21 protein-coding genes are annotated in these 23,683 nt (G+C 64.4%); 2 read left to right on the top strand and 19 right to left on the bottom strand.

Features of this window, described 5'->3' with window-relative positions; translation table 11 throughout:
• Positions 1-258: 258 nt before the first annotated feature.
• The 8 genes from arfB to AAFX91_RS21710 form a co-directional block, all read right to left on the bottom strand.
• Positions 259-678, bottom strand: coding sequence for an alternative ribosome rescue aminoacyl-tRNA hydrolase ArfB (gene arfB / locus AAFX91_RS21745; RefSeq protein ID WP_394567822.1), 420 nt, complete (start codon positions 676-678; stop codon positions 259-261).
• 145 nt (positions 679-823) lie between these two features.
• Entirely contained in the window at positions 824-2,194 is a 1,371-nt protein-coding gene (locus AAFX91_RS21740; RefSeq protein ID WP_394567824.1) for a M16 family metallopeptidase, read from the bottom strand.
• 53 nt (positions 2,195-2,247) lie between these two features.
• The gene (locus AAFX91_RS21735) at positions 2,248-3,636 is read right to left on the bottom strand and encodes a pitrilysin family protein (RefSeq protein WP_130583084.1); all 1,389 of its coding nucleotides are present in this window, start codon (positions 3,634-3,636) and stop codon (positions 2,248-2,250) included.
• A 103-nt stretch (positions 3,637-3,739) separates the two neighbouring features.
• Positions 3,740-4,465, bottom strand: a complete 726-nt coding sequence (locus AAFX91_RS21730; protein ID WP_394567821.1) for a hypothetical protein — start codon at positions 4,463-4,465, stop codon at positions 3,740-3,742.
• A 101-nt stretch (positions 4,466-4,566) separates the two neighbouring features.
• Positions 4,567-5,064: a signal peptidase II gene (gene lspA, locus AAFX91_RS21725; protein WP_130583086.1), complete on the bottom strand. Its 498-nt coding sequence runs from the start codon at positions 5,062-5,064 to the stop codon at positions 4,567-4,569.
• Positions 5,065-5,073: 9 nt separating this feature from the next.
• Positions 5,074-8,073: an isoleucine--tRNA ligase gene (ileS, locus tag AAFX91_RS21720; protein WP_394567819.1), complete on the bottom strand. Its 3,000-nt coding sequence runs from the start codon at positions 8,071-8,073 to the stop codon at positions 5,074-5,076.
• A 197-nt stretch (positions 8,074-8,270) separates the two neighbouring features.
• Positions 8,271-8,822 (bottom strand): sugar O-acetyltransferase, encoded by a 552-nt coding sequence (locus AAFX91_RS21715; protein ID WP_394567818.1) that lies wholly within the window; start codon positions 8,820-8,822, stop codon positions 8,271-8,273.
• Positions 8,819-9,790 (bottom strand): bifunctional riboflavin kinase/FAD synthetase, encoded by a 972-nt coding sequence (locus AAFX91_RS21710; RefSeq protein WP_282530258.1) that lies wholly within the window; start codon positions 9,788-9,790, stop codon positions 8,819-8,821. Before AAFX91_RS21710 ends, AAFX91_RS21715 begins: the two co-directional genes overlap by 4 nt.
• Positions 9,791-10,147: 357 nt before the next feature.
• Between AAFX91_RS21710 and AAFX91_RS21705 the strand changes: the two genes are divergently transcribed.
• Positions 10,148-10,543 (top strand): response regulator, encoded by a 396-nt coding sequence (locus AAFX91_RS21705; protein ID WP_100419632.1) that lies wholly within the window; start codon positions 10,148-10,150, stop codon positions 10,541-10,543.
• Positions 10,544-10,701: 158 nt separating this feature from the next.
• On the opposite strand, the gene AAFX91_RS21700 is transcribed toward AAFX91_RS21705, so the two are convergent.
• From AAFX91_RS21700 to uvrC, 8 genes are all read right to left on the bottom strand, one after another.
• The gene (locus AAFX91_RS21700; RefSeq protein WP_394567817.1) at positions 10,702-11,556 is read right to left on the bottom strand and encodes a TIGR01459 family HAD-type hydrolase; all 855 of its coding nucleotides are present in this window, start codon (positions 11,554-11,556) and stop codon (positions 10,702-10,704) included.
• Positions 11,557-11,571: 15 nt separating this feature from the next.
• Positions 11,572-13,056: an EAL domain-containing protein gene (locus tag AAFX91_RS21695; RefSeq protein ID WP_394567816.1), complete on the bottom strand. Its 1,485-nt coding sequence runs from the start codon at positions 13,054-13,056 to the stop codon at positions 11,572-11,574.
• A gap of 1,155 nt (positions 13,057-14,211) precedes the next feature.
• Positions 14,212-15,558: an aspartate aminotransferase family protein gene (locus AAFX91_RS21690; protein ID WP_394567823.1), complete on the bottom strand. Its 1,347-nt coding sequence runs from the start codon at positions 15,556-15,558 to the stop codon at positions 14,212-14,214.
• Positions 15,559-15,711: 153 nt separating this feature from the next.
• The gene (prmB, locus tag AAFX91_RS21685; protein ID WP_394567815.1) at positions 15,712-16,683 is read right to left on the bottom strand and encodes a 50S ribosomal protein L3 N(5)-glutamine methyltransferase; all 972 of its coding nucleotides are present in this window, start codon (positions 16,681-16,683) and stop codon (positions 15,712-15,714) included.
• Positions 16,683-17,150 carry a molybdenum cofactor biosynthesis protein MoaE gene (locus AAFX91_RS21680; protein WP_394567814.1) on the bottom strand — a complete coding sequence of 156 codons (468 nt, stop codon included), beginning with the start codon at positions 17,148-17,150 and terminating at the stop codon, positions 16,683-16,685. The genes prmB and AAFX91_RS21680 overlap by 1 nt, the downstream gene beginning before the upstream one ends.
• A gap of 8 nt (positions 17,151-17,158) precedes the next feature.
• Positions 17,159-17,410 (bottom strand): molybdopterin converting factor subunit 1, encoded by a 252-nt coding sequence (gene moaD, locus AAFX91_RS21675; protein WP_394567813.1) that lies wholly within the window; start codon positions 17,408-17,410, stop codon positions 17,159-17,161.
• Entirely contained in the window at positions 17,407-18,021 is a 615-nt protein-coding gene (gene pgsA, locus AAFX91_RS21670) for a CDP-diacylglycerol--glycerol-3-phosphate 3-phosphatidyltransferase (RefSeq protein WP_027581164.1), read from the bottom strand. Before pgsA ends, moaD begins: the two co-directional genes overlap by 4 nt.
• 89 nt (positions 18,022-18,110) lie before the next feature.
• On the bottom strand, positions 18,111-20,192 hold the full coding sequence (uvrC, locus tag AAFX91_RS21665; protein ID WP_130582677.1) for an excinuclease ABC subunit UvrC: 2,082 nt from the start codon (positions 20,190-20,192) through the stop codon (positions 18,111-18,113).
• A gap of 225 nt (positions 20,193-20,417) precedes the next feature.
• Between uvrC and AAFX91_RS21660 the strand changes: the two genes are divergently transcribed.
• Positions 20,418-21,032 (top strand): outer membrane protein, encoded by a 615-nt coding sequence (locus AAFX91_RS21660; protein ID WP_130582678.1) that lies wholly within the window; start codon positions 20,418-20,420, stop codon positions 21,030-21,032.
• 278 nt (positions 21,033-21,310) lie between these two features.
• On the opposite strand, the gene AAFX91_RS21655 is transcribed toward AAFX91_RS21660, so the two are convergent.
• From AAFX91_RS21655 to AAFX91_RS21645, 3 genes are all read right to left on the bottom strand, one after another.
• Positions 21,311-21,526 (bottom strand): cold-shock protein, encoded by a 216-nt coding sequence (locus AAFX91_RS21655; RefSeq protein WP_027581161.1) that lies wholly within the window; start codon positions 21,524-21,526, stop codon positions 21,311-21,313.
• A gap of 259 nt (positions 21,527-21,785) precedes the next feature.
• On the bottom strand, positions 21,786-22,646 hold the full coding sequence (locus AAFX91_RS21650; protein WP_394567812.1) for a 23S rRNA (adenine(2030)-N(6))-methyltransferase RlmJ: 861 nt from the start codon (positions 22,644-22,646) through the stop codon (positions 21,786-21,788).
• Between the two features lie 168 nt (positions 22,647-22,814).
• Positions 22,815-23,498, bottom strand: coding sequence for a ribonuclease T2 (locus AAFX91_RS21645; RefSeq protein ID WP_130582680.1), 684 nt, complete (start codon positions 23,496-23,498; stop codon positions 22,815-22,817).
• Positions 23,499-23,683 lie beyond the last annotated feature (185 nt).

The raw sequence follows: 23,683 nt of genomic DNA, 5'->3' as shown, positions 1-23,683 counted from the left end.
GGGAATCGGGAGACACCCGAAGAATCCAATTCGCTCCGCTATGCAATACCCCCTAAGGCCATATGCGATTCCCCTACGCTTGCGGGGGAGGCATAGGCCGCCTTCGGCGGCCGTTCTTAAGGACGCCGAAGCGAAGCTTCGGCTACGGCGAAGCGCCGGGTGGGGGCTCTCTCCACTCGGGGAGTCCCAATGCGGAGACACCCTCACCCCAACCCTCTCCCGCAAGCGGGAGAGGGAGCTACATCCGCGCGTTTGGCATCAATCCTCGAACCCTCGTGTGCCGCGCCGTGCCTTGACGTCACCGCGGCGCTTCTTGCCTTCCAGGCGCCGCTGCTTGGAGCCGAGCGTCGGCTTGGTCGGCCGGCGCGGGGTCGGCCGCACCATGGCTTCACGCAGCAGCTCGAGCAGGCGCTCGATTGCGTCGGTGCGGTTGCGCTCCTGGGTGCGGAAGCGCTGGGCGTGGATCACGATCACGCCCTCCTTGGTCATGCGCTGGCCAGCCAATCGGACCAGCCGCGCCCGGACATCCTCGGCGAGCGCGATTCTGCTGGTGTCGAACCGTAGCTGCGCCGCTGTCGCCAGCTTGTTGACGTTCTGCCCGCCCGGACCCGAGGCGCGCACGAAGCCGATCTCGATATCGTTCTCGTCAATGGAGAGGTCGCGGGCAACCCGCAGCATGGCATCACCGGTGGTCGGGCAGGAATCGTCCGCCGCACCATAGCGGGTTTCGCGCCCGCTCCGCGAGCACAGACCCTCATCCTGAGGAGCCTGTAGCCCGGGTTACGCTGGCGCTTCACCCGGGCTACGGCACTACGACACTCACTCAGTTCGGCGCGGACGGCTTCGCGGCTGACGGGGCGGCGGCCGGTGGGCTCGCGGCCGGCGGCGTCGCGGCTGATGGCGCGCTGGCCGGTTGGGCCGCGGCCTGCGGGGTGCGGCCGACGACGACCGTGAGCAGGCCCTGGCCCCAGAGCCGCTGCGACACCTTCCTGGCGTCGTCCAGCGTCACCGCGTCGACGATGGCGTTGCGCTTCTCGATGTAGTCGATCGGCAGCTTGTCGGTCTGATACTGCAGCATCGCCTGCGCGAGCTTCGAGGAGGTATCGAGCGCCAGCATCTGCGAGCCCTTCAAGTACGACTTGGCCTCGTCGAGCTCCTTCTGGGTCGGGCCCTCCTCGGCCATGCGCCGGACTTCCTTCTCGATCGCGTCCACCGTTTCGCCGGCGCGATCGGCGCGGGTGCCGGTATTGCCGATGAACAGCGAGGAGTGCTCCATCCAGACCAGCGCTCCATAGACGGAATAAGCGAGCCCACGCTTCTCGCGCACTTCGCGGTAAAGCCGCGAGGACAATCCGCCGCCGCCGAGGATGTGGTTGACGACATAGCCCGGCATGAAGTCCGGCTCGCTGCGGCGGATGCCGGGGCCGCCGAAGGTCACCACCGTTTGCGGCACGTCGAGCGGAATGAGGGCGCGCTGCGGCGGCTTGGCCGCGACGATGTCGGCGACCGGCGTGAGCGTGGCCTTGGCCGGCAGCCCGCCAAAGGTCTTGTCGAGCAATTTGCCGAGCGTGTCCGGATCGACATCGCCGACCACGGCGACCTTGAGCGTGTCCTTGGCGAGCACGCGGCGGACATAGTCCTTGAGCTCGGCGATCTCGATCGTCGGCACACTCTCGAGCGTGCCCTGGGCCCCCCGGCCGTAGGGATGGTCGCCGAACGCAACTTCGAGGAATTTACGGCCTGCAAGCGAGCTCGGGTTGGTGGATTCGCGGCGCAGGTTGGAGAGCACCTGCGCGCGGATGCGCTCGACATCGGGCGCCTCGAAGCGCGGCGAGGTCAGTGCTGAGCGCAACAGGTCGAAGGCCTCGTCCTTGTTGTCCTTGAGCATGCGCAGCGAGCCGCGGAAATTGTCGCGCTGCGAGGAAAAACTCAATTCGATGGCGCGGCGATCGAGTCGCTCGTGGAAGGTCTTGGAATCGAGATCGCCGGAACCTTCGTCGAGCAGGTCGCCGACCAGATTGCCGACGCCGGGCTTGGCGGCGGGATCCTGGCTGGCGCCGCCGCCGAAGGCATATTCCATCGCAATCAGCGGCACGGTCGAATCCTGCACGAACCAGGCCTCGATGCCGCCGGGCGAGACCAGGCGCTGGATCTTGGTTGCGGCCTGCGACGGGCGCGATGCGAGCATCGTCATCAGCGCGAGCGCGCTGCCGCCGACGAGGACCGAACGCCGAGTGAGAGAATAGGTCACGAGCGCTTCTCCTCGCGTTTGGGCGCAGTATCCTTAATCAAGTAACCGGTCACGGAACGCTTCTTGTCGAGCCAGTTTTGCGCGGCTTCGCGGACCTGTTCGGCGGTGACAGCGCGGATGCGCTCGGGCCAGCTCCTGATATCGTCGACGCTCAAACCCGTGGTGAGCGCGCCGCCATACCAGCGTGCCAGCATCGCCTGATTATCCTGCGCGTAGATCGATTCCGCGATCAACTGGGTCTTGACGCGTTCGAGGTCCTCGGCGCGCGGCGGGTTCCGCGCGATATCGGCAATGACCTTGTCGATGGCGTCCTCGATCTGCGCGAAGTCGACGCCGGGCTTCGGCGTTGCGGCGATGACGAACTGCGAGGGGTCGAGCGCAGTGCCCTGGTAATTGGCGCCGGTCGAGATCGCGAGCTGACGGTCGATCACCAGCGAGCGGTAGAGATAGGAATTGGCGCCGCCGCCCATCAGTTGCGCGAGCACGTCGAGCGCGGGGCTTTCGCCCACCGCGGCGGTGGCGGCTGACGGGACGAGGTAGTAGCGGCGCATGGTCGGCTGTTCGACGCGCGGATCGGCCAGCGTCACCGTGCGCGGTGAGACCGGTATCGGCTCCTGTGGGCGCAGCCGTTTTGCGGGGATCGATTGCTGCGACGGGATGTCGGCGAAATTCTTCTCCACCATCGGGCGGATATCGCTCGCCTCGACGTCGCCGGCGATGATCAGGATCGCGTTGTTCGGCGCATAGAAGCGCTTGTAGAAGGCGAGCGCGTCCTCGCGGCCGAGCTTTTCGATTTCCTGGTGCCAGCCGATCACCGGACGGCCATAGGGGTGGTTCAGATAGAGCGCCGCCATGATCTGCTCGGTGAGCCGCGCATCCGGATTGTTGGCGACGCGCATGTTGTATTCTTCCAGCACGACGTCGCGCTCCGGCAGCACGTTCTCGTCCTGCAGGATCAGGCCGGTCATCCGGTCGGCCTCGAATTCCATCATCTTGCCGAGCTGCTCGCGCGGCACGCGCTGGAAATAGCCGGTGTAGTCGGTGGAGGTGAAGGCGTTCTCATTGCCGCCGACCCTGAGCACCGTCTGGGAGAATTCGCCGGCCGGATGCTTGGCCGTTCCCTTGAACATCAGGTGTTCGAGGAAATGCGCCAATCCCGATTTGCCGGGGGTCTCGTCGGCGGAGCCGACCCTGTACCACATCATCTGCGTCACAACCGGGGTGCGGTGATCGGGGATCACCACCACCTGCAGGCCGTTGTGCAGCGTGAAGCTGGCAGGGCGTTCCGAGGTGACCGTGGTCTGGGCAATGGCGCTGGAGGCGGAGAGGGAGGCCGTCGAAAGCAATCCGGCAAGAAGCGAAACCACGAGGCGGTGCTGGGACATCAGGACCTATCTAAAAAACCCGGAGCAACATTGCCCCGGGTACGCCCGCATCATATGGCGCGCGCAAAGCCGCCAACCTCACGAACGCGAGAGACGAGGTTAATTAATCGCCATACTTGCCCTGCGACGGGTTGTATTCCTTGTTGAGCGATTCCTTCGGGCCGGTGCCATAGGCGAAATTCGGCGACGGCGTCTGGTAGCCGGGCGGAGGCTGGGTCAGGGATTCCCGGGTCGGCTCGCTCTTGAAGGTGGCCGTCTCCGTCTTGCTGCCGCCGAACAGGCCGCTGAAGCCGCCCTCATAGCCGAGCTGTGACGGCGAGAGAATCGCGTTGGCGCCGGGGTTGCCGCCGGGCTGGTCGACCGACTCGCCGCCGCTGGACTTTTTGTCGCTCTTCTGAGCGAGCTCGCTCGGCGACAGGATGCGGCTGGCTTCGCGCGGATCCTTGTTCGTGTTCTTCCGCGCCGCGATTGCCGCCTTGCGGCGCGCCTCGTCGGGGTCCTTCGGCCAGTTCGGCACCTTGGCCTCGGCGGAAGCTGCCGGCGCGGGCAGGTTGAGGTTGGGGGGCACGACCAGCGGCGACCGCTCGCGATAGTCGATGCCGCGGTTTTCCATGTTGGTGCCGCCGAGGCCCTTCATGACGCCTTCGATGACCTTCTCCTCGAAGGTCTTGTCGTCCTCGTCGTCCCCATCATCGCCGGCCCGTACGGGACCTGCGGCCATTACGAGGCCGATGCCGAGCGCGACCGCGGCGAGCCGCAATCCGTGCTTCAGCGCTTTCCAGGCAGTCGAGGTATCGGCTTGTGGAGCGTTGGCTTCAGTGTGGCGCATCGCGCTCTTCCCCACTCTTTAAATTCGCTAGGGCGGTCACCGGCTTAGGCACGGTTCCGCCCATGAAATCCTACCCGCTTGCAAAGCCGTATCGGCCGCGATCAGGGCGCTTTTGCGGCGGGTACCCCCAGAAAAGAATCATACAATAGTGCAGCTACCCCAGCAACGATGGCCACGTCCGCGAGGTTAAAGACGTACCAATTGAGGGTTTTTTCCCCGATCTGGATGTGAAACAGGGCGAAATCGACCACCGCCCCATAGGCGAAGCGGTCGATGGCGTTGCCGATCGCGCCGCCGATGATCAGCCCGAGCGCAATTGTCGCAAGCAGGGTACGCGAGTACGCCATCCAGATCGCCAGCGCCACCACCGCGATCGCCTTGACCGCCATCAGCAGGAGCTGGGCCGTCGGGCTGTTGCTCTGGAACCAGCCGAAGCTGATCCCGACGTTCCAGGCCAGCACCAGGTCAAAGAACGGCGTCACCTTCACCACGCTGCGCCGGGGAAGGTCGAACACGAACAGGAGCCAGAGCTTCGACGCCTGGTCGAGGATCAGCGTGGTGACCGCCGCGATGATGCCGGCGCGCAGGGGAGGGGTCATGCGGTCAAGTTACACGGCAACCCCGAGCGCCTTCCACTCCCGCAACGCCTGCGCGTCGCGCGGGGAGACGTCGGGATATTCGGCGTCCACGCCGACGGTGGGCAGGATCTTCCACGACCGCGCGCATTTGCGCCCGACTGCCTTCTCGACCACCACCGCAACGCCCGGCACCTCGTTGAGGCGGAATGCATGCTCCGGCGCGTCCTGGTTGGTCACCATCGCGTTCGAGGTGATGCAGACTTCCGCAAGGTCGACGTTGAACAGCGTATCGAGCATCTCCTGGTCGGAGACGTAGACCAGCGGCGAGGCTTCCAGCGACGAGCCGATGTTCTTGGCGGCACGCTCGATCTCGAGCGCGCCGGTGACGACGCGCCTGATGTCGCGGACGGTTTCCCATTTCGTGGCCAGGCGCTCGTCGCGGAATTTCTCCAGCCCCTCCGGGAACAGCGTCAGGTGCACGGAAGGTTCCGCATCGGGCCTGTACATCCGCCACGCCTCGTCGGCGGTGAAGCTCAACACCGGCGCCAGCCATTTCAGGATCGCATCGCAGATCATGTCGATCACGGTCAGCGCCGCCTTCCGCGCGATCGAGGACGGCGGGTCGCAATAGAGCGTGTCCTTGCGGATGTCGAAATAGAACGCCGACAATTCCGTATTCATGAACGCGGCAAGGCTTGCGACCACGGTCTTGTAGTCGAATTCGGCGTAGGCCTTGCGGATGATCGCGGCCTGGCCGGCAAGCTCATGCAGCATCAGCCGCTCGAGCTCGGGCATCTCGCCATAGGCAACCTTCTCGCTCGGCTTGAAGTGATGCAGCGTGCCGAGCATCCAGCGCACCGTGTTGCGCAGCTTGCGATAGGTCTCGATGGTGTTCTTCAGGATTTCCGGGCCGATGCGCTGGTCGTCGGAATAGTCGGTCGCGCAGACCCACAGACGCAGGATGTCGGCGCCGGAATCCTTGATCACCTTCTGCGGCTCGACGGTGTTGCCGAGCGATTTCGACATCTTGCGGCCGTTCTCGTCCAGCGTGAAACCGTGGGTCAGCACGACGTCATACGGCGCGCGGCCGCGGGTGCCGCAGCTCTCGAGCAGCGAGGAATGAAACCAGCCGCGATGCTGGTCGCTTCCTTCCAGATACATCACGGTGTCGTTGCCGCCGTCGATCTTGCGCTTGATGCCGGCAAGGCCCGGGAAGTGCACGGGGTCTTCCAGCACGAAGGCGTGCGTCGAGCCGGAATCGAACCAGACGTCGAGGATGTCGTCGACTTTCTTCCAGTCCTCATTGGCGAGCTGTCCGAGGAAGCGCTCGCGCGCGCCATCGGCGTACCAGGCGTCGGCGCCTTCCTGCTCGAAGGCGTCAGCGATGCGCTGGTTGACCGCCTCGTCGCGCAGGATCTCGGCCGAGCCGTCGCCTTTCTCGCGCACAAACACCGCGATCGGAACGCCCCAGGCGCGCTGGCGCGAGATCACCCAGTCGGGACGGTTGGCGATCATGCCGTTGATGCGGTTCTGGCCCGCCGGCGGCACCCATTGCGTCACCGAGATCGCCTGCAGCGCGCGGGCGCGCAGCGTGTCGCCGGGCTTTGCCTTGCCATCGTCCGCGATCGGCTTGTCCATCGCGATGAACCATTGCGGCGTGTTGCGGAAGATCACCGGTTTCTTCGAGCGCCAGGAGTGCGGATACTGATGTTTCAGCCGCCCACGCGCGAGCAGCATGCCGCGCTCGATCAGCGCCGCGATCACGGCCTCGTTGGCGTCGCCCTTCTGGCCCTCGTCGTTGATCACGCGCTTGCCTTCGAAGCCCGGGGCTTGATGAGTGAAGGCGCCGTTCTCGTCGACGGTATAGGGGATCGCGGTGTTGATGCCGCGCGCATCGAGCTCGCGCGTATTCGCTGTCCAGACATCGAAGTCTTCGCGGCCGTGGCTCGGCGCGGTATGCACGAAGCCGGTGCCGGTATCGTCGGTGACGTGATCGCCCGCAAGCAGAGGGACCGTGAATTCGTAGCCGCCGGCGAGGCCCTTGAGGGGATGCGCGGTTTCCACCGCATCGAGCGTATCGCCCGGCAGATCGCGCACCTTCTCGTAAGCGGTGACGCGCGCCTGCTTGAACACGCTTTCCGCGAGCGCATCTGCGAGGATCAGGAGATCACCCGTCTTCGCCCAATTGTCGACGGGCGCATCGGTGACCTCATAGAGGCCATAGGCGATCTTCGGCGAGAAGCTGATGGCGCGGTTGCCGGGCAGCGTCCATGGCGTCGTGGTCCAGATCACGACGCTCGCCTTCGCCAGCACGCCATGCGCGGGCGAGGTGACCGGGAATTTCACCCACACCGTATCGGAGGTGTAGTCCTCGTACTCGACTTCGGCCTCCGCCAGCGCGGTCTTCTCCACCACGCTCCACATCACCGGCTTGGAGCCGCGATAGAGCGTGCCGTTGGCCGCGAACTTCATCAATTCGCGCGCGATCTGGGCCTCCGCGGGATAGGTCATCGTCTCATAGGGATGATCCCAGTCGCCGATCACGCCCAGCCGCTTGAACTCCTGCCGCTGCACGTTGATCCAGTGCGTCGCGTAGGCGCGGCACTCTTTCCGGAACGCCACCATCGCCGCCGAGTCGCGGAAATCCGGCTTCTGCTTGCCCTTGGAGCGGTAGTTCTCCTCCTCGATCTTCCACTCGATCGGCAGGCCGTGACAGTCCCAGCCCGGCACGTAGTTGGAATCGAAGCCCAGCATCTGCTGGCTCTTGGTCACCACGTCCTTCAGGATCTTGTTCAGCGCGTGCCCGATATGGATGTTGCCATTGGCATAGGGCGGGCCGTCATGCAGCACGAACTTGGTGCGCCCTTTCGCGGATTGGCGCAGTTTGTCGTAGAGGTCGATCTCGTTCCAATATTTCAGGATTTCCGGCTCGCGCTGGGGCAGGCCGGCGCGCATCGGGAATTCGGTCTGCGGCAGGAACAGGGTCTTGGAATAGTCTTTGGCGTCGGACTTTTGCGGCTTTTCGGACATCGGACCAGGTTTGACTGGATGGGCGCGTTTAGCGATCTATCGCGGGAGGAACATGAAAATCCCGGTCTCGCGCCGAGCCTTGAGAGCTCAGGCGGAAGCCGGGCCGCTAATGCCGATGATGCGCCGTATCAACATGGGGCCTTCCATAGCAGCCGGAGGGGGAAATCGCAAAGCCCGCCGCCAGCACGTCTGGGTTATCACGGACGGGGCCGGGCCGGGTTTCCGGTGACAATTTGGCCCGCGGCGACGTCGCGCGTGACCACGCTGCCGGCGCCGATCACCGCGTCGTCGCCGATCGAGACGCCCGGCAGGATGATGGCACCGCCTCCGATCCAGACATCGCGGCCGATCCGCACCGGTCGGCCGAATTCGAGGCCGGTGCGCCGGGTCTCGGCATCGCGCGGATGGTCGGCGGCATAGATCTGCACCGCGGGCCCGATCTGGGTGCGGTCGCCGATAACGACCTCGACGATGTCGAGAATGACGCAGTTGAAATTGAGGAAGACCTCCTCGCCCACATGAATGTTGTAGCCGTAGTCGCAGAAGAACGGCGGACGGATCACCGCGCCTTTGGCGACACGGCCGAAATGTTCCGACAATAGCGCATGCCGTTCCGATGCCGGCGCGGCCAGAGCGGCGTTGTAGCGCGCGAGCCAGGCCTTGTTGGCGGCTGCATCGGCCTGAAGTTCCGGATCACCCGGACGATACAATTCGCCCGCCAGCATCTTCTGTTTTTCGGTCTTGCTCAATCGATCGCTCCGAGTTTCGGGAATGCCTCAGGGGCGGCGGCGAGTTGCGCCTTGGCGCGGGCGCTGTCGTCGTCCATCTGTCGGATCAACGCTTCAATGTTGTCGAATTTCAGCTCATCGCGGATGAAGCCGATGAAGGCGACGTCGAGCAAATTGCCGTAGAGATCGCCCTTGAAGTCGAACAGGAACACTTCAAGCAATGGCGCGCCATTGTCGAAAGTCGGGCGGCGGCCAAAACTGGCGACGCCGTCGATGCGTTCCGAATCACGTCCGACGCGCACCGCATAGATGCCGTGCTTCAGGCCGCAATTCTTGTCGAGGCGGATGTTGGCGGTGGGATAGCCGAGGTCGCGGCCGCGCTTCTCGCCATGGATCACCTCGCCGGTGACGAACCAGGGACTGCCCAGCATCGCGGTGGCGTCCGCGATCTGGCCTTCCGCGAGCGCCATGCGGATGGCGCTGGAGGAAACCGGCCGCTCCTCGATATCGACATGCGCCTGGACATCGATCTCGATGCCGAGCCGCGGCGCCTCGGCGACCAGGAGGCTCGGCGAGCCGACGCGGCCCTTGCCGAAATGGAAGTCGTAGCCGACCGCGATCCCGCTGATGCCGAGCCGTTCGATCAGGTCATGGTGGATGAAATCCTGCGCGCTGGTGCCGGCGCGGTTCTTGTCGAAGGTCATCACCACGGCGCCGGCAAGCCCGGTGCCTGCGAGCAGGCGCAGCTTGTTGGTTTCGTCGGTCAGGCGGAATTGCGGTGTATTCGGGCTGAAAAAGCTGCGCGGATGCGGCTCGAACGTCAGCGCCAGCGCAGGTTTCCCATGCGCCTTGCCCATTTGCAGGGCGGCCTCGATCACGGCGCGGTGGCCGAGATGGACGCCATCAAAATTGCCCATCGCCACCACGGCCCCTCTCGGGATCGCGCTCTGGGGGGTGTTGTCGCGGATAACGGTAAAACGAGTGGTCATTTTGGGTGCGATTCTTCAGGAATTCTTAAGCGCCGACGAGAGCATGATCCGGACCCGGAGGACTGCGTTAGCGCAAAGTGGAGGCCGGATTTCAGAAAAGATCATGCTCAAACAAAGAGATGAGATCATGATCCGCTTCCTTCCAATCGGGTCATGATCGCGTGCGGCCGGACCGTGGCTTGCCGGGACTATCGAAGTCAAGCGGGCGAAAATCGGATCAAAACGGACACAATCCGCCCCAAGCCGGTTAACGCGCTGTTTAACGCATGATGCTACTGCTTCGGGCGAGGAATGCGGGTCGCACAGGCCTGTCGGTTTTTTCGCGCAAGCGTCAGTCGCGTGTTTGGGGGAGAGAAGATGGCGGTTGATTTGTCCATGTCGGTTCTGGTGGTTGATGACTACAGCACCATGATCCGCATCATCCGGAATCTTCTGAAACAACTCGGTTTCGAGAACATCGACGACGCGTCCGATGGCTCCGCGGCGCTGAACAAGATGCGCGGCAAGAAATATGGTCTCGTGATCTCCGACTGGAACATGGAGCCGATGACCGGCTACGACCTGCTCAAGGAAGTCCGCGCCGATCCCAACCTCGCCACCACGCCCTTCATCATGATCACGGCGGAATCCAAGACCGAGAACGTGATCGCGGCCAAGAAGGCCGGCGTGAACAATTACATCGTCAAGCCGTTCAACGCAGCGACGCTGAAGACCAAGATCGAGGCGGTCTTCCCGGACATGGCAACGGCGTAGAATTCCACCTCGCCCCGCCCTTGCGGGGAGAGGTCGGCGCGTAGCGCCGGGTGAGGGGACTCACCGCGAACTCACATCCATCCAATTTGCGGAGGCAGCCCCTCACCCCAACCCTCTCCCCGCAAGGGCGGGGCGAGGGAGCGGAGGCGCGCCCACGCCTACCACCTCAACTCCCGTATCAGCGCCTTCGGCGGGTGGCCGAACAGCTCCGTCACCGAGGCCGGGTCGAGCTGGTCGACACCTTCGAACTCTTCGGAATGGATGCCGCGGGTCACGAACAGGCAGTCGATGCCAAAGCCCTTGGCTCCCGCAATGTCGGTGCGCACGGAATCGCCGATCGCCAGCACGCGATTGAGTTCGACCGGATGACCGCGGCGTTCGGCCGCCAGTTGCATCGCGCGCTCGTAGATCGGCTGGTGCGGCTTGCCGTAGAAGATCGCTTCGCCGCCAAGCTCGCGATACAGCTCGGCGATCGCGCCCGCGCAATAGATCAGCCGGTCGCCGCGCTCGACCACGATATCGGGGTTGGCGCAGATCAGTGAAAGCTTGCGTTCGCGCGCCTTCAGGAGCATCGCGCGATAGTCTTCCGGAGTCTCGGTCTCGTCGTCGAACAGGCCGGTGCAGATGATGTAATCGGCCTGCTCCAGCGGCGTCAGCGGCGCATCGAGCCCGCGGTGGATCGAGGAGTCGCGCTCCGGGCCGACCCAGTGGATCTTCTTGCCGGGATGCTCGGCGACGAAATGCCGGGTCAGGTCCCCGGACGAGACGATCGCATCATAGGTCTCGTCGGCCACACCCAATTTGCGCAATTGACGCTGCACCGAGTCGGCCGGCCGTGGCGCGTTGGTGATGAGGATGACGGTGCCGCCCTGCTGGCGGAACGTATGCAGTGCCTCGCAGGCCTCGGGAAACGACTCGAGCCCATTATGCACCACGCCCCAGACGTCGGAGAGCACCACCTCGACGTCGCCAACGACGTCGCGCAACCGCTCGACAAAGTGAAGTGAGGTCATGGCAGCGCGCGCCGCCTAGCCCGGGCCTGCGATGCGGCGCGCCAGCGCGGCATTGCCGGTAATCCGCTGCGAAGGGTCGATGGCGGGGTTATTCTGGGGGACGGGAGTGCTGGCGCCATTGGCTTCCTGCGGCTTGGGCGGCGAGGCCCCGGCGGTAGCAGATGCGCCTTCGGGCCGCAACGGCCGCGGCGGGGCGAACAGGAACCCCTGGCCGAACCGTACGTCGTAGTCGAGCAGGTCGACGACGGCGCGCTCGCCCTCGATCTTCTCGGCGATCAGGTCGATGCCATAGCGGCCGAGCAGGTCGGACAGGTCTGAGGGGTGAATGTCCGAGGTCGAGCTCTGCCTGGGATCCAGCAGCAATGCCGCCGGCACCTTGATGAAGCGTACGCCGCGGTCGGCGAGCTCGCGCGGCTCGAAACGGAGGTCGCTGACGTTGTCGATCGAGAAGCGGTAGCCGCGCTGCGACAGCGCGGCGAGATGCTCGCTCTCGGTCGGGCCGAGATTGCGGAAGGTCGACTGCTTGAATTCGAGCACGAAGGATGGCGCCAGCGCGCGATTGGCTTCGAGGAAATCCAGGCACTGGGTGAAATTGACGGTGTTGCCGAGCGTCGTTGCGGAGACGTTGCAGAACACGCCGACATCCTTGTTGCGGACCATCAGCCGGCGCAGCACTTGCACGCAGCGCAACATCACCATGTGGTCGATGCGCCCGATCAGGCCGCCGGTTTCTGCTGCGCCGATGAAATCGTCGGCGGCGACGATCTGGTCGCGCTCGTCGCGCAGCCGCGTCACCGCCTCATAGTAGCGCACCTTTCGCTGCGGCAGCGTCACCATCGGCTGCAGGTAGATGTCGAGCCGGTTGGCGTCGATCGCATTCTTGATGGCCGTGACGAGCGGAGTCTGGCTGCGTGAGGTCGCGATGGCCTCCGCCGGGGCTGATACCGCCGGTGCCGGTGCTGCGAAAACCTGTGGGGCCGTCGTCGACGCGGCGGCCCTCCACACGGCGCCGGCTACAGGAGCTGAAGCGGCAGCGCGTGGCTCCGGTTCCGGCTCCACGACGGGCCTGCTCGAAGGCGCGTTCGCAGCGGTCGTAGTTGCCAGCATGTCTTCATGGCTGGCGACGGAGGCCGCAAGCTGCTTGACCAGATTGCCGAGCTCGTTGATTTCGCCGACCACGGCCTGCAGGCGATCGGCGCTGGCGGAATTCGCCGACACCACGCGGCCCTCGACGGCGGCGAGCCTGCGGCCGAATTCGGCGACCTGGCGGGCGAGGTCGGCGGTGCCGCGGGAGAGGTCCGCGATCTGGCCGCCGACGTCGGAGCGGTCGCGCAGCCGCATCGACACGGCGTTGTAGAGGATCAGGAAGGTCAACGCGGTCAGCGCCACGATGGCCGATTCGGTTCCGCTGATGCCAGCCACCGAATAGAGCACAAGGCCGAGCGAGGCCGCGACCAGAACCATGCAGATGGCGATGAAGATCGTCGAAATGCGAATCATGTCGCGCGCGTTACGCCCTCAAGTTTGGCTGTCCACCTCGGCTGTCCCACCCGGGAAAACACGGGCCTCTTTGGCGCGGTCTTGTCTGCGCTCCCCCAAGCGGGACCACTGTACCATCAAGTTTGATTCGGCAGGCGAGTGTTCTTTGGAGGACTTAAGACACCGCTGGCCCAAGCGTGTCGGCCGCCGAGACTCGCTCCGCGGTCATTCCGGGGCGTCCGAAGGACGAACCCGGAATCCATCGAGCCGCAGGCGCAAGCGGATGAATGGATTCCGGGCTCGACGCCTTGCGTCGCCCCGGAATGACGGGGAGAAAGTTCGCCAGCAATTTCAACCTGATTTGCCTCGTCCAGTCCTTTGCGCAAAAACATTCCGCTTAACCCGTCGGGCAAATCAGTGATTTAACTCCGCGCGTCTCACCCAGATGAGAGGCGGCTCGCGATCGTCACGAACGTTGCGGTGAGATGCGGTGGACGTGAAGCGCGTGACTGACGAGCACATGCATCACGGACGGCGAAGTCGTGTGGTCCTGGCGCCCCGACGCTGGCGCTAAGTTTTTTGCGCGAAACAAGTTCGCGCGAGAGATGACGGTGGCAAAAGAGCCCGGTCACCGGGGAGAGCACGAAGGAAACCGTTAAAACCACTGCGCAGGGAAAGCCGGAATGCTTCGGTTGAACCTGTGGTCCTACCCCCGTGCTTTTTGTTGCACGGGACCCATGGGTGCAACCGGCACCCGGCTTTCCCTGCGCCCTCTGATATCGAGGAGGGCGAAACGAGACGCAAAGCTCGGGCAATCCATGCCGCGAGAATGCGGTCTCACATCCTCTCACCACTACTCCACCGTCATGCCCGCGAAGGCGGGCATCCAGTATCCGGCAGCCTCTCGGCTCAAGCACTGCTGTCTCTGGAATACTGGATCGTCCGCCTTCGCGGACGATGACAGCGGAAGGCTGTTTGACAATTGAATCAGAACTCGGCCCGTCATTGCGAGAGCGGCCACTCCAATCCATCTCCTCACCCTGAGGAGACCGCGCAGCGGTCGTCTCGAAGGGCGAGGCCACCGGCGGGGCCTTATCCTTCGCCCGGCGATGCGTAGCATCGTCCGGAGACGCGCGTTCCGCGCTCCTCAGGATGAGGGTCCAGCAAAACCGCGCGCTACGCCACCGCGCGGATGATCTTGCCGACCTTGTCGACGATCTCGCCGATCTGGTCCTCGCTGACGATCAAGGGCGGCGTCAGGCACAGCGAGTCGCCGGCGATCCGCAGCATCAGGTCGTTGTCGTGGAAGGCGCTGTTGAGTGCGGCGAAGCCGCGCTTGCCGGGGCCATCCGCGATCGGGGCGAGATCGATGCCGGCGGTGAGGCCGACGGTGCGGATATCGACCACGTTCGGCTGGTCGCGCAGCGACATCACGGCGTCGGCGAATTTCGACTCGAGCTTGCTCGCGCGTTCGAACAGCTTCTCCTCGCGATAGATATCGAGCGTCGCGAGGCCGGCGGCGCAGGCCAGCGGATGGGCCGAATAGGTGTAGCCATGGGTCAGCTCGACGACGTGCTCGGGCCCATTCATGAAGGCGTCGTGGATGGCGCCGCGCACGATCACGCCGCCCATTGGAGCCGCGCCATTGGTGATGCCCTTGGCGAAGGTGATCATGTCGGGCGTCACGCCATAGCGCTCCGCGGCGAAGGCAAAGCCGAGCCGACCGTAGCCGGTGATGACCTCGTCGAAGATCAGGAGGATGCCATGCTTCTCGGTGATCTCGCGCAGCCGCTTCAGATAGCCCTTCGGCGCCGGCAGCACGCCGGTCGAGCCGGCCATCGGCTCGACGATCACGGCAGCAATCGTGTTGGCGCCGTGCAGGTTGACGAGGCGCTCGAGTTCGTCGGCGAAATGCACGCCATAGTCCGGCTCGCCCTTGGTGAAGGCCTGCTTCTCGCGGTCATAGGTCGCCGACAGATGATCGACGCCGGTGAGCAGCGAGCCGAACAGCTTGCGGTTGCCGACGATGCCGCCGACCGAGGTGCCGCCGAAGCCGACGCCGTGATAGCCGCGTTCGCGGCCGATCAGGCGGATGCGGCTGCCCTGGCCGCTGATCTGATGATAGGCCAGCGCGATCTTCAGCGCGGTGTCGGCCGCTTCCGAGCCCGAATTGCAGAAGAACACGTTGTCGAGTCCCTCGGGCGCCAGATCGGCGATGCGGCTGGCGAGCTCGAAGGATTGCGGGATGCCGAACTGGAACGGCGGCGCGTAGTCCATCGCCGCCGCCTGTTTGGCGATCGCTTCCGAAATCTGGGTCCGGCCATGGCCGGCATTGCAGCACCACATGCCGGCGGCGGCGTCGATGATCTGGCGGCCATCGACGGTGAAATAGTGCATGTCCTTGGAGCCGGCGAGCAGCCGCGGCTGCTTCTTGAAGGCGCGGTTGGCGGTGAACGGCATCCAATGCGCGGCGAGATCGTTGGGAACGTTGACGGCGGCGGGGCGGGGGCTCTTGTCCAGCATGGGGGCCTCGTTGATGGCGGTGAGCTGATTTGCCTTGAAAGTATCAGCTTCGCTGCCCCACGTGAACGGCGTGAGCTGCGATATTTCCGCCGCGTTGCACTGCGTCACACGGCATCTTCGAGCGTAGCGGGCACCAGCTCGCGTGAAAGAGCGTCAAACCGACGAGAGATCGGTTGCGCCAATCCAGAACACTTCGCCCTCGGAATCCTCGGTATCGAGCCAGAGCAGCGGCAATTGCGGATAGGCGGCTTCCAGGACCTCGCGGCCGCGGCCGATCTCGCAGAGCAGCCCGCCTTCCGCACTCAGATGCTGAGGGGCCTCGTCGAGGATGCGCCTGACAATGTCGAGCCCGTCGGCGCCGCCGTCGAAGGCGAGCTTCGGCTCGGCGCGGCATTCCCGCGGCAGCGAGGCCATGCCGAGCGCATCGACATAGGGCGGATTGGAGATGATGAGGTCGTAACGCCTGTCCTTGAGCGGCTCGAACAGGTTGCCCTGGTGCAGCGTGAGCCGATCCTCGAGTCCGTAATCCCTGATATTGCGCGCGGCGACCGCCAGCGCGTCCTTCGAGAGGTCGACCGCGTCGATGTCGGCATTCGGGAAGCTGCGGCTGGCGAGGATCGCAAGGCATCCGGAGCCGGTGCAGAGGTCGAGCACGGTCACGACGGACAAGGGATCGTCGATCAGCGAGCCGCCTTCCTCGTCGCCGCCGAAATGCGAATCCAGGAGTTCGCCGATGAAGGAGCGCGGCACGATGGTGCGCTCGTCGACATAGAAGGGCAGGCCGCGCATGTAGATCTTGTTGACGAGATAGGCGGCCGGCTTCCGCGTCGCGATGCGGCGCTCGATCAGATCGAGGATCTGGCTACCCTCATGCGCGGTGACGCGCGCGCCGGCAAACTGATCGAACTGGTCGGGATGCAGGTGCAGGGTTTCGCAGACCAGGAAAGCAGCCTCCGCCACCGGATCGGTGGTGCCGTGCGCGAACACGAGCTTTGCCTCGGTGAAGCGGCTCACCGCATAGCGGACGAAATCGAGCAGGGTCTTGAGCTCGCCCGCTGCGACTTTCGGGGATTTCGGTACAGATCGGCCGCGCTTGGCGGCGGCCGGCGTGGGACGCTTGGCCATCAGGATTTGGTCCAGCGCGCGGCCGCCGCGTCATCATGGTCGCGCGCCTCGATCCAGCTCGATCCCCGCGCGCTTTCCTCGCGCTTCCAGAATGGCGCGCTGGATTTGAGGTAATCCATCAGGAATTCGGCGGCCTGGAACGCGGCCTGCCGGTGCTGCGATGCCGTCACCACCAGCACGATGTTCTCGCCCGGCGTGATGCGGCCGACGCGGTGAATGACGGTAAGACCTGATAGCGGCCAGCGCGACATCGCTTCCTCGGCATGGCGCCTGATTTCGGCTTCCGCCATGCCGGGATAGTGCTCCAGCGTCAGCGCCACGATCGGCTCGCCATTCTCGCTGCCACGGCAGATGCCACTGAAGCTGACGACGGCGCCGATATCGGTGCGGCCCTTGCCGATCGCGGCAATCTCCTGCGCGATGTCGAAATCGGCGTCCTGGATGCGGATGGTCGCAATCGCGGTCATGTGGTGGCTCAGCCGCCCGTCATCGGCGGAAAGAATGCGATCTCGCGCGCGCCCGATATCACGGCATCCTGCTTGACATGGGCATGGTCGATCGCGGCACGGATCACCTTCGGCTTCTCAAAGGCATCGGCGGAGGCCTCGTCGCGCCCGGCGAGCCAGTCGATCAGCTCACCGACGGTACGGATATCGGCCGGCGGCTCGATGGTCTCCTCGGCCCTGCCGATGCGTTCGCGGACCCAGGCGAAATACTTCACCTTCATCCCTCATCCTCCTTGATGAGATGGTGGATGCCGGCGCGGAAATAATCGTAGCCGGTATAGATCGTGACGATCGCGGAGATCCACAGCAAGGCCAGCCCGATCAGGGTGACCACCGGGACCACCTGGTCGCCGGCCTCGCCCGCCAGCAGGAAGCCGATCGCGACAAGCTGCACCGTGGTCTTCCATTTGGCGAGCTTGGTCACGGGGACGCTGACGCGCAGGCCAGCCAGATATTCACGCAGGCCCGACACCAGGATCTCGCGGCAGAGGATCACGATCGCGGCCCATAGCGACCAGCCGTGGATGATGCCGTCCGCGGCCAGCATCAGCAGGCAGGAGGCCACCAAAAGCTTGTCGGCGATCGGGTCCAGCATCCGGCCGAACGCCGATTGCTGGTTCCAGATCCGGGCATAATAGCCGTCGAGGTAATCGGTGATGCCGGCGGCAATGAAGATCGCGACCGCCACCCAGCGCAGCCAGAGCGGGCCGTCCATGATCGCCTGCACATAGATGCAGCCGACCACCACCGGGATGGCGGCGATGCGGGCGTAGGTCAGGATATTCGGGAGGGACAGGGTCTTGGGCTGCCCCCTTGTGGTCGCCATGTTCATCCGTCTTACCAATACCGCTGAAGCGTCGAGGTCAACCGTGGGCGCATAAGATGGTCCGCTGCAGGCGACGCCTTGATGACTCCATCTCTTTAGCCCCCCGGCTGGGCGTGGAAAAACTCGAAGATCTTCCGCGCGCTCTCGGCGCTGACGCCGGGAACCTTGCCGAGGTCGGCGATCGAGGCGCGCTCGATCTCCTTCAACGTTCCGAAATGATGCAGCAGCGCGCGTTTGCGTGAGGGGCCGATACCGGGAATTTCCTGCAAGCCGGCCTCGCGGATGTCCTTCTTGCGCAGCTTGCGATGCGAGCCGATCACGAAACGGTGCGCCTCGTCGCGCAGCCGCTGGATGAAATACAGCACGGGATCGCGGGGCTCTAGCTTGATGGCCTCGCGGCCGGGCATGAACAGCGTTTCGCGGCCGGCATCGCGGTCCGGCCCCTTGGCCACCGCCATCAGGGATACCTGGGTCAGTCCGAGCTGGTCGAAAATCTCGGTCGCCGCGTTCAACTGGCCCCGGCCGCCGTCGATGATGACGAGGTCGGGCCATTGCGGGAAGGAATCGTCGTCAGCCTTGACCTTGGGCGCTTCGCCCTCGGCAGGCTTCAGCAGCCGCTTGAACCGCCGTTCCAGCACCTCGCGCATCATCGCGTAGTCGTCGCCCGGGGTCAGCCCCTCGGACTTGATGTTGAACTTGCGGTACTGGTTCTTCATGAACCCGTCGGGACCCGCCACGATCATGGCGCCGACCGCGTTGGTGCCCTGGATGTGGCTGTTGTCGTAGACCTCGATGCGCTTCGGCGCCTGCGGCAGGCCAAGCGTCGTGGCCATGCCTTCGAGCAGCCGGCCTTGGGTCGCGGTGTCCGCAAGCTTGCGGCCGAGCGCCTCGCGCGCATTGGTCAGCGCATGGGTGACCAGCTCTTTCTTCTCACCGCGCTTGGGGACTGAAACCTCGACCTTGCGCCCCGCCTTTACGGATAGCGCGTCGGCGAGCAGTGCGGCGTCCTCGACCTCGTGCGAGAGCAGGATGAGCTTCGGCGGCGGCTTGTCGTCGTAGAACTGCGCGAGGAACGAGGAGAGCACCTCCTCTGATGTGAACGACTTCTCCGCGCGCGGGAAATAGGCGCGGTTGCCCCAGTTCTGGCCGGTGCGGAAGAAGAACACCTCGACGCAGGAATAGCCGCCGTCCTGGTGGATGGCGAACACGTCGGCTTCTTCCACCGTGCGCGGGTTGATGCCCTGCTGCGACTGGATCGCGGACAGCGCGGCGAGGCGGTCGCGGTAGAGCGCGGCGGTCTCGAATTCGAGCTCGCCGGAAGCCTTCTCCATCTCAGTGGCAAGCTCCTGCTTCACCGCATGGCTGCGGCCCGACAGAAACTCGGTCGCCTCGCGCACCAATTCGCCATAGCCGGGGAAATCGATCTCGCCGGTGCAGGGGCCGGAGCAGCGGCGGATCTGGTAGAGCAGGCAGGGCCGGGTGCGGCTTTCGAAGAAGCCGTCGGTGCAGGAGCGGATCAGGAACGCGCGCTGCAGCGCCGTGATGGTGCGGTTGACGGCGCCGGCGGAGGCGAACGGGCCGAAATAGCGCCCGGGCCGCGTCTGCGCGCCGCGATGCTTGAGGATCTGCGGCGCCCAATGGTCGCCGGTGATCAGGATGTAGGGAAACGACTTGTCGTCGCGGAGCTGCACATTGAAGCGCGGCCGGAGCTGCTTGATGAGGTTGGCCTCCAGCAGCAGCGCCTCGGTCTCGGTGGTGGTCGAGACGATCTCGACATTCACCGTCGCCGCGATCATGCGCAGGATGCGCGCCGGCAGCGGCGCGTTGGGCCGGGCATAGGATGAAAGCCGTTTGCGGACATTCTTCGCCTTGCCGACATAGAGCACGTCGTTGGCCGCATTGAGCATGCGGTAGACGCCCGGCGAGGTCGGGGCGAGCCGCACCGCATTCTCGATCGCGGCATGGCCGACCGCGAGCGTACCCTCGGCGACCGCCTCCGCTGGTTCCTCGGGAACCTCGGGCAGCCGCGCGTCCTCGTCCTCCTCCGTGGCCGACGTCGCCGGATCGACGTCGCCGGTGACGAGCGCGAGGTCCTGCGGCGGCAAATCGGGCTTCTGGCCGTGGCGCGTTCCCTTGGGCACGGACGCCTTCGGATGGTCGGTAGAATCGTGATCCATGGGCCTAAACTAGGCGCTGCCGGACGGCATCGCCAGCATCGGGCTTCGAGGGAAAGCCCCGCGCCGGTAACGCTCCATTAAGACTGATGGATGGGCGGCAACCGCTGTTAACAGGCCTTTAACGTAAAACTTTCGATAAATCTTCCCGAAAAACCAGTGAATTCCGTAACCATGCCGGCCTTCGCAACCGGCGGGTCACGGCTGTTGCGTTCTGGAGTGGTTGCGATGAAGCGGTTTGTCGTCTTGCGCCTGCTGGCGCTGTTGGTCGGGGGCTGGACGACGTCGTCAGCAGCGGCCGATTATCGCGGGCCCTATACCGTCAACCAGCCGCTCAACGCCTTGAGCTGGGCAGGGCCCTATCTCGGCGGCAATTTCGGCTATGCTTGGGGCGGCGTGAACAACAACCCGGCCAAGCCGTCGGGTTTCGCGGGCGGCGCGCAGATCGGCTACAACTGGACCAACGGCCCGTGGGTGTTCGGTGCCGAAGGCGACATCCAGGCCACCGGCGCGGAAGAAACCTTTGCGCCCTGGAAATTCTCCAATCCATGGTTCGGCACCATCCGCGGCCGCGGCGGCTACGCGTTCCAGAACGTGCTGTTCTACGCGACCGCCGGCCTTGCCTTCGGCGAATTGCGGGCCGAGACCTTCGGCCTGTCGGAGTCCCAGACCAATGTCGGCTGGACCGCCGGCCTCGGCGCCGAAATGGCCTTTGCGCCGAACTGGAGCGCCAAGCTCGAATATCTCTATGTCGATCTCGCCAGCAGCAACTTCATCATCACCGGCGCATCGAACAGCTACCATTTCGGCGTCATCCGCGCCGGCGTGAACTATCACTTCTAAAGCGTGATGACTTTTCTTCGGATCATCATCCCGCTTTAGCTCTTTGTTTGAGCATGATCTTTTTCGGAAAACCGGTGCCCACTTTTCCGGATCATGCTCTAGCCAATCACTTCGAAGAATAAGAAAACGATTGACAACAACCTTCCGGCCGTCGCAGGCGGCCGGAATTTTTTATGCCGAGCCGACGCGCAAGATCACGCGCATGCCTATGCGAGCGGGACGCCGCCCGGCAAATCCTTACCCGAGACTTCAGTCCGCTTCAGCGTGAGCGCGAAAGCTCACGATGAAATCACCAGATTGACCGCCTTGGGGCCTTTGCCCTTCTTGTCTGGTTCGACGTCGAACGTAATACGCTGTCCTTCGGTCAAATCCTTTAGTCCTGCGCGCTCGACAGCGGTGATGTGAACGAACACATCGCGGCCGCCGTCGTCAGGCTTGATGAAGCCGTAGCCGCGCTCTCCATTGAAGAATTTGACTGTCCCAGTCATGGCCATCGGGAAACTCCTCCCCCGCATTGCACCGCCGCTACGCGTAACTCACATAGCGGGTGACCGGACATTCGCTGCCGGAAGCTTGGCCACCTCAGCGGACCCGTGTCACGCCACCGACCCGCCTGGATTTTTCTTCGGCCTTGTCACTCCGCCGCAACCATTCGCGGAAGCGGAACGTAAAGCCAGTCCTAACGTGACAAGCATAATACGGTTCCGGGCGAGTTGCCTATGGTCGAGTGGGAGTTTTCAGCAACGGCTTTGGTTAAGGTTTGGGCGTCTCCAGCCTGAATCGGCCCGCACCGCCTTGGCCCAAGGGCTTTTCCAGCTCGGGCAGGATGATTCTGAGTTCGCCGGCAAGCGTCCAGGGCGGATTGACGATCAAAAGCCCGGTCGAGACCAGGCCGGTATCGGCTTCGCGAGGCGCGACGCTGAATTCGAGTCGCAGGCATTTGCCGGCCGGCGTGCTCTTACCTGTCTCGGACGCGACATGCCGTGCGAGATCGCCGGTCACGCGACGGCTCTTCGCGGGGTACCACAGCAGATAGCTGCCGGTCGGCCATTTGGCGAACGCCTCGGAAAAGCCTTGCGCCAGCCGCTCGAACTCGTCCTTGGCCTCAAAAGGCGGGTCGATCAGGACCAGGCCGCGCCTTTCTTTCGGCGGGACGAAGGCCGGCAGCGCGGTCCAGCCATCGAGGTCGACCACCCGCGCCTGGGCGTCGCGGCGCAGCGCGTCGATCAGGCGTTTGCGCGCCTCAGGCGCGAGCTCACAGGCGGTGAGGCGATCCTGCGGCCTGAGCAGCGCCCGCGCGATCAGGGGCGAGCCCGGATAGGCCTTCAGTTCGCCCGGCGGGCTGAAAGCTCTCACAATGTCGAGATAAGGCAGTACCAGCGGCAGCGCTTCGTTCGAGAATCGCGCCTGCATCACCCGCGCGATTCCGGTCAGCCATTCGCCGCCGCGCCGCGCCTCGTCGGAGGTGAGATCATAGAGGCCGGCGCCGGCATGGGTGTCGATGACGCGGAGCGCCGCCGGCTTTTCCTGCAGATAGAGCAGGATTCGCACCAGCACGATGTGCTTGATGACGTCGGCAAAGCCGCCGGCGTGAAAGGCGTGACGGTAGTTCATGCCTGACGGTTACGACATCGCGCAGATGAAAGTAACCCAGCTCATGTCGGGCAAGTTGAAAGCACCGAACTTGGATGCGCAGCTTCACGTCGGAGATTCTCGAAATTCCCGATGCACAAACTGCATATTTGAGGTCTGGTCCTCCGGACTATCCCGGAATGACGAAGCCTAGCCACCCCGGATCGGCGGCATCACCACCTGGTCTCGGCGGCAGGCGCGGCGGTCGGTTTCCTCGCAGGCGCGGAACTGCATGTCCTTGCTCATGCAGATTCTGACCTCGCTGAGCCGCTTGCTATCGCAGGTCACGGAGATTGCCGAACTGCTGAGGCCCGGATTGGACTTGATGAAGGCCTCTTCGATCTCGCCGGGTGCGACCGTCTTCGGCTCCGATAGTTGCAGGAATTCCTCAGGAATCTTCACCGCGGCGCGGGCCTTGCGGATGCTCTCGAAATAGGCGCGTGCCGAGAGGCCGGAGCAGGTGCCGTGCTTGTCCCATTCGTTGTAGATCAGCCCGGGCGCCGGCATCAGGTCGAGCATCGAGGTCATGACGTTGCGGGCGAGGCGTGGAGCGGGCCGCTGGCAATATTCCGGAAAGCCGCGCTCATATTGCGGCCAGAGGCCATGCACGACGAAGGAGTAGGGGCGTCCGCCGCATTGGACCTGCGCCCGCCTGCCATCGCCGCGCTCGGAGGCGGCTTCGCAGAACGACGGCGACCAGGACAGGGCAAGCACGTAGAAATCGAACTCGCCCGGCGCGTTTTGCCGGCGGTCCTGGGCACCGACCGGGCCGGTCACGGTTAAAAACGCAAGGACGGAAATCAGCAGCCGGGAAACCAAGGCCAATCGAAACATCAAGCACCCCTCACACTCGACCGCTGGCGAGCCTAGCAGGGAGATGGAACATTTCAAGAACAAAGTGTGGTGCGACGCATTGCTTGATTAACAAGCGCCGCCACGCCAGCCCTAGGCCGTGTGGACAGTTACCTTATCCAGAGCAGAGTGGCGGCAATGGCGACGACGGCGAAGTAGTTTCGCGC

This window comes from Bradyrhizobium sp. 31Argb, assembly GCF_043638955.1.
Taxonomy (GTDB): domain Bacteria; phylum Pseudomonadota; class Alphaproteobacteria; order Rhizobiales; family Xanthobacteraceae; genus Bradyrhizobium.
The sequence above is the reverse complement of the archived record's forward strand: the minus strand, read 5'-3'. Positions and strand labels throughout refer to the sequence as shown.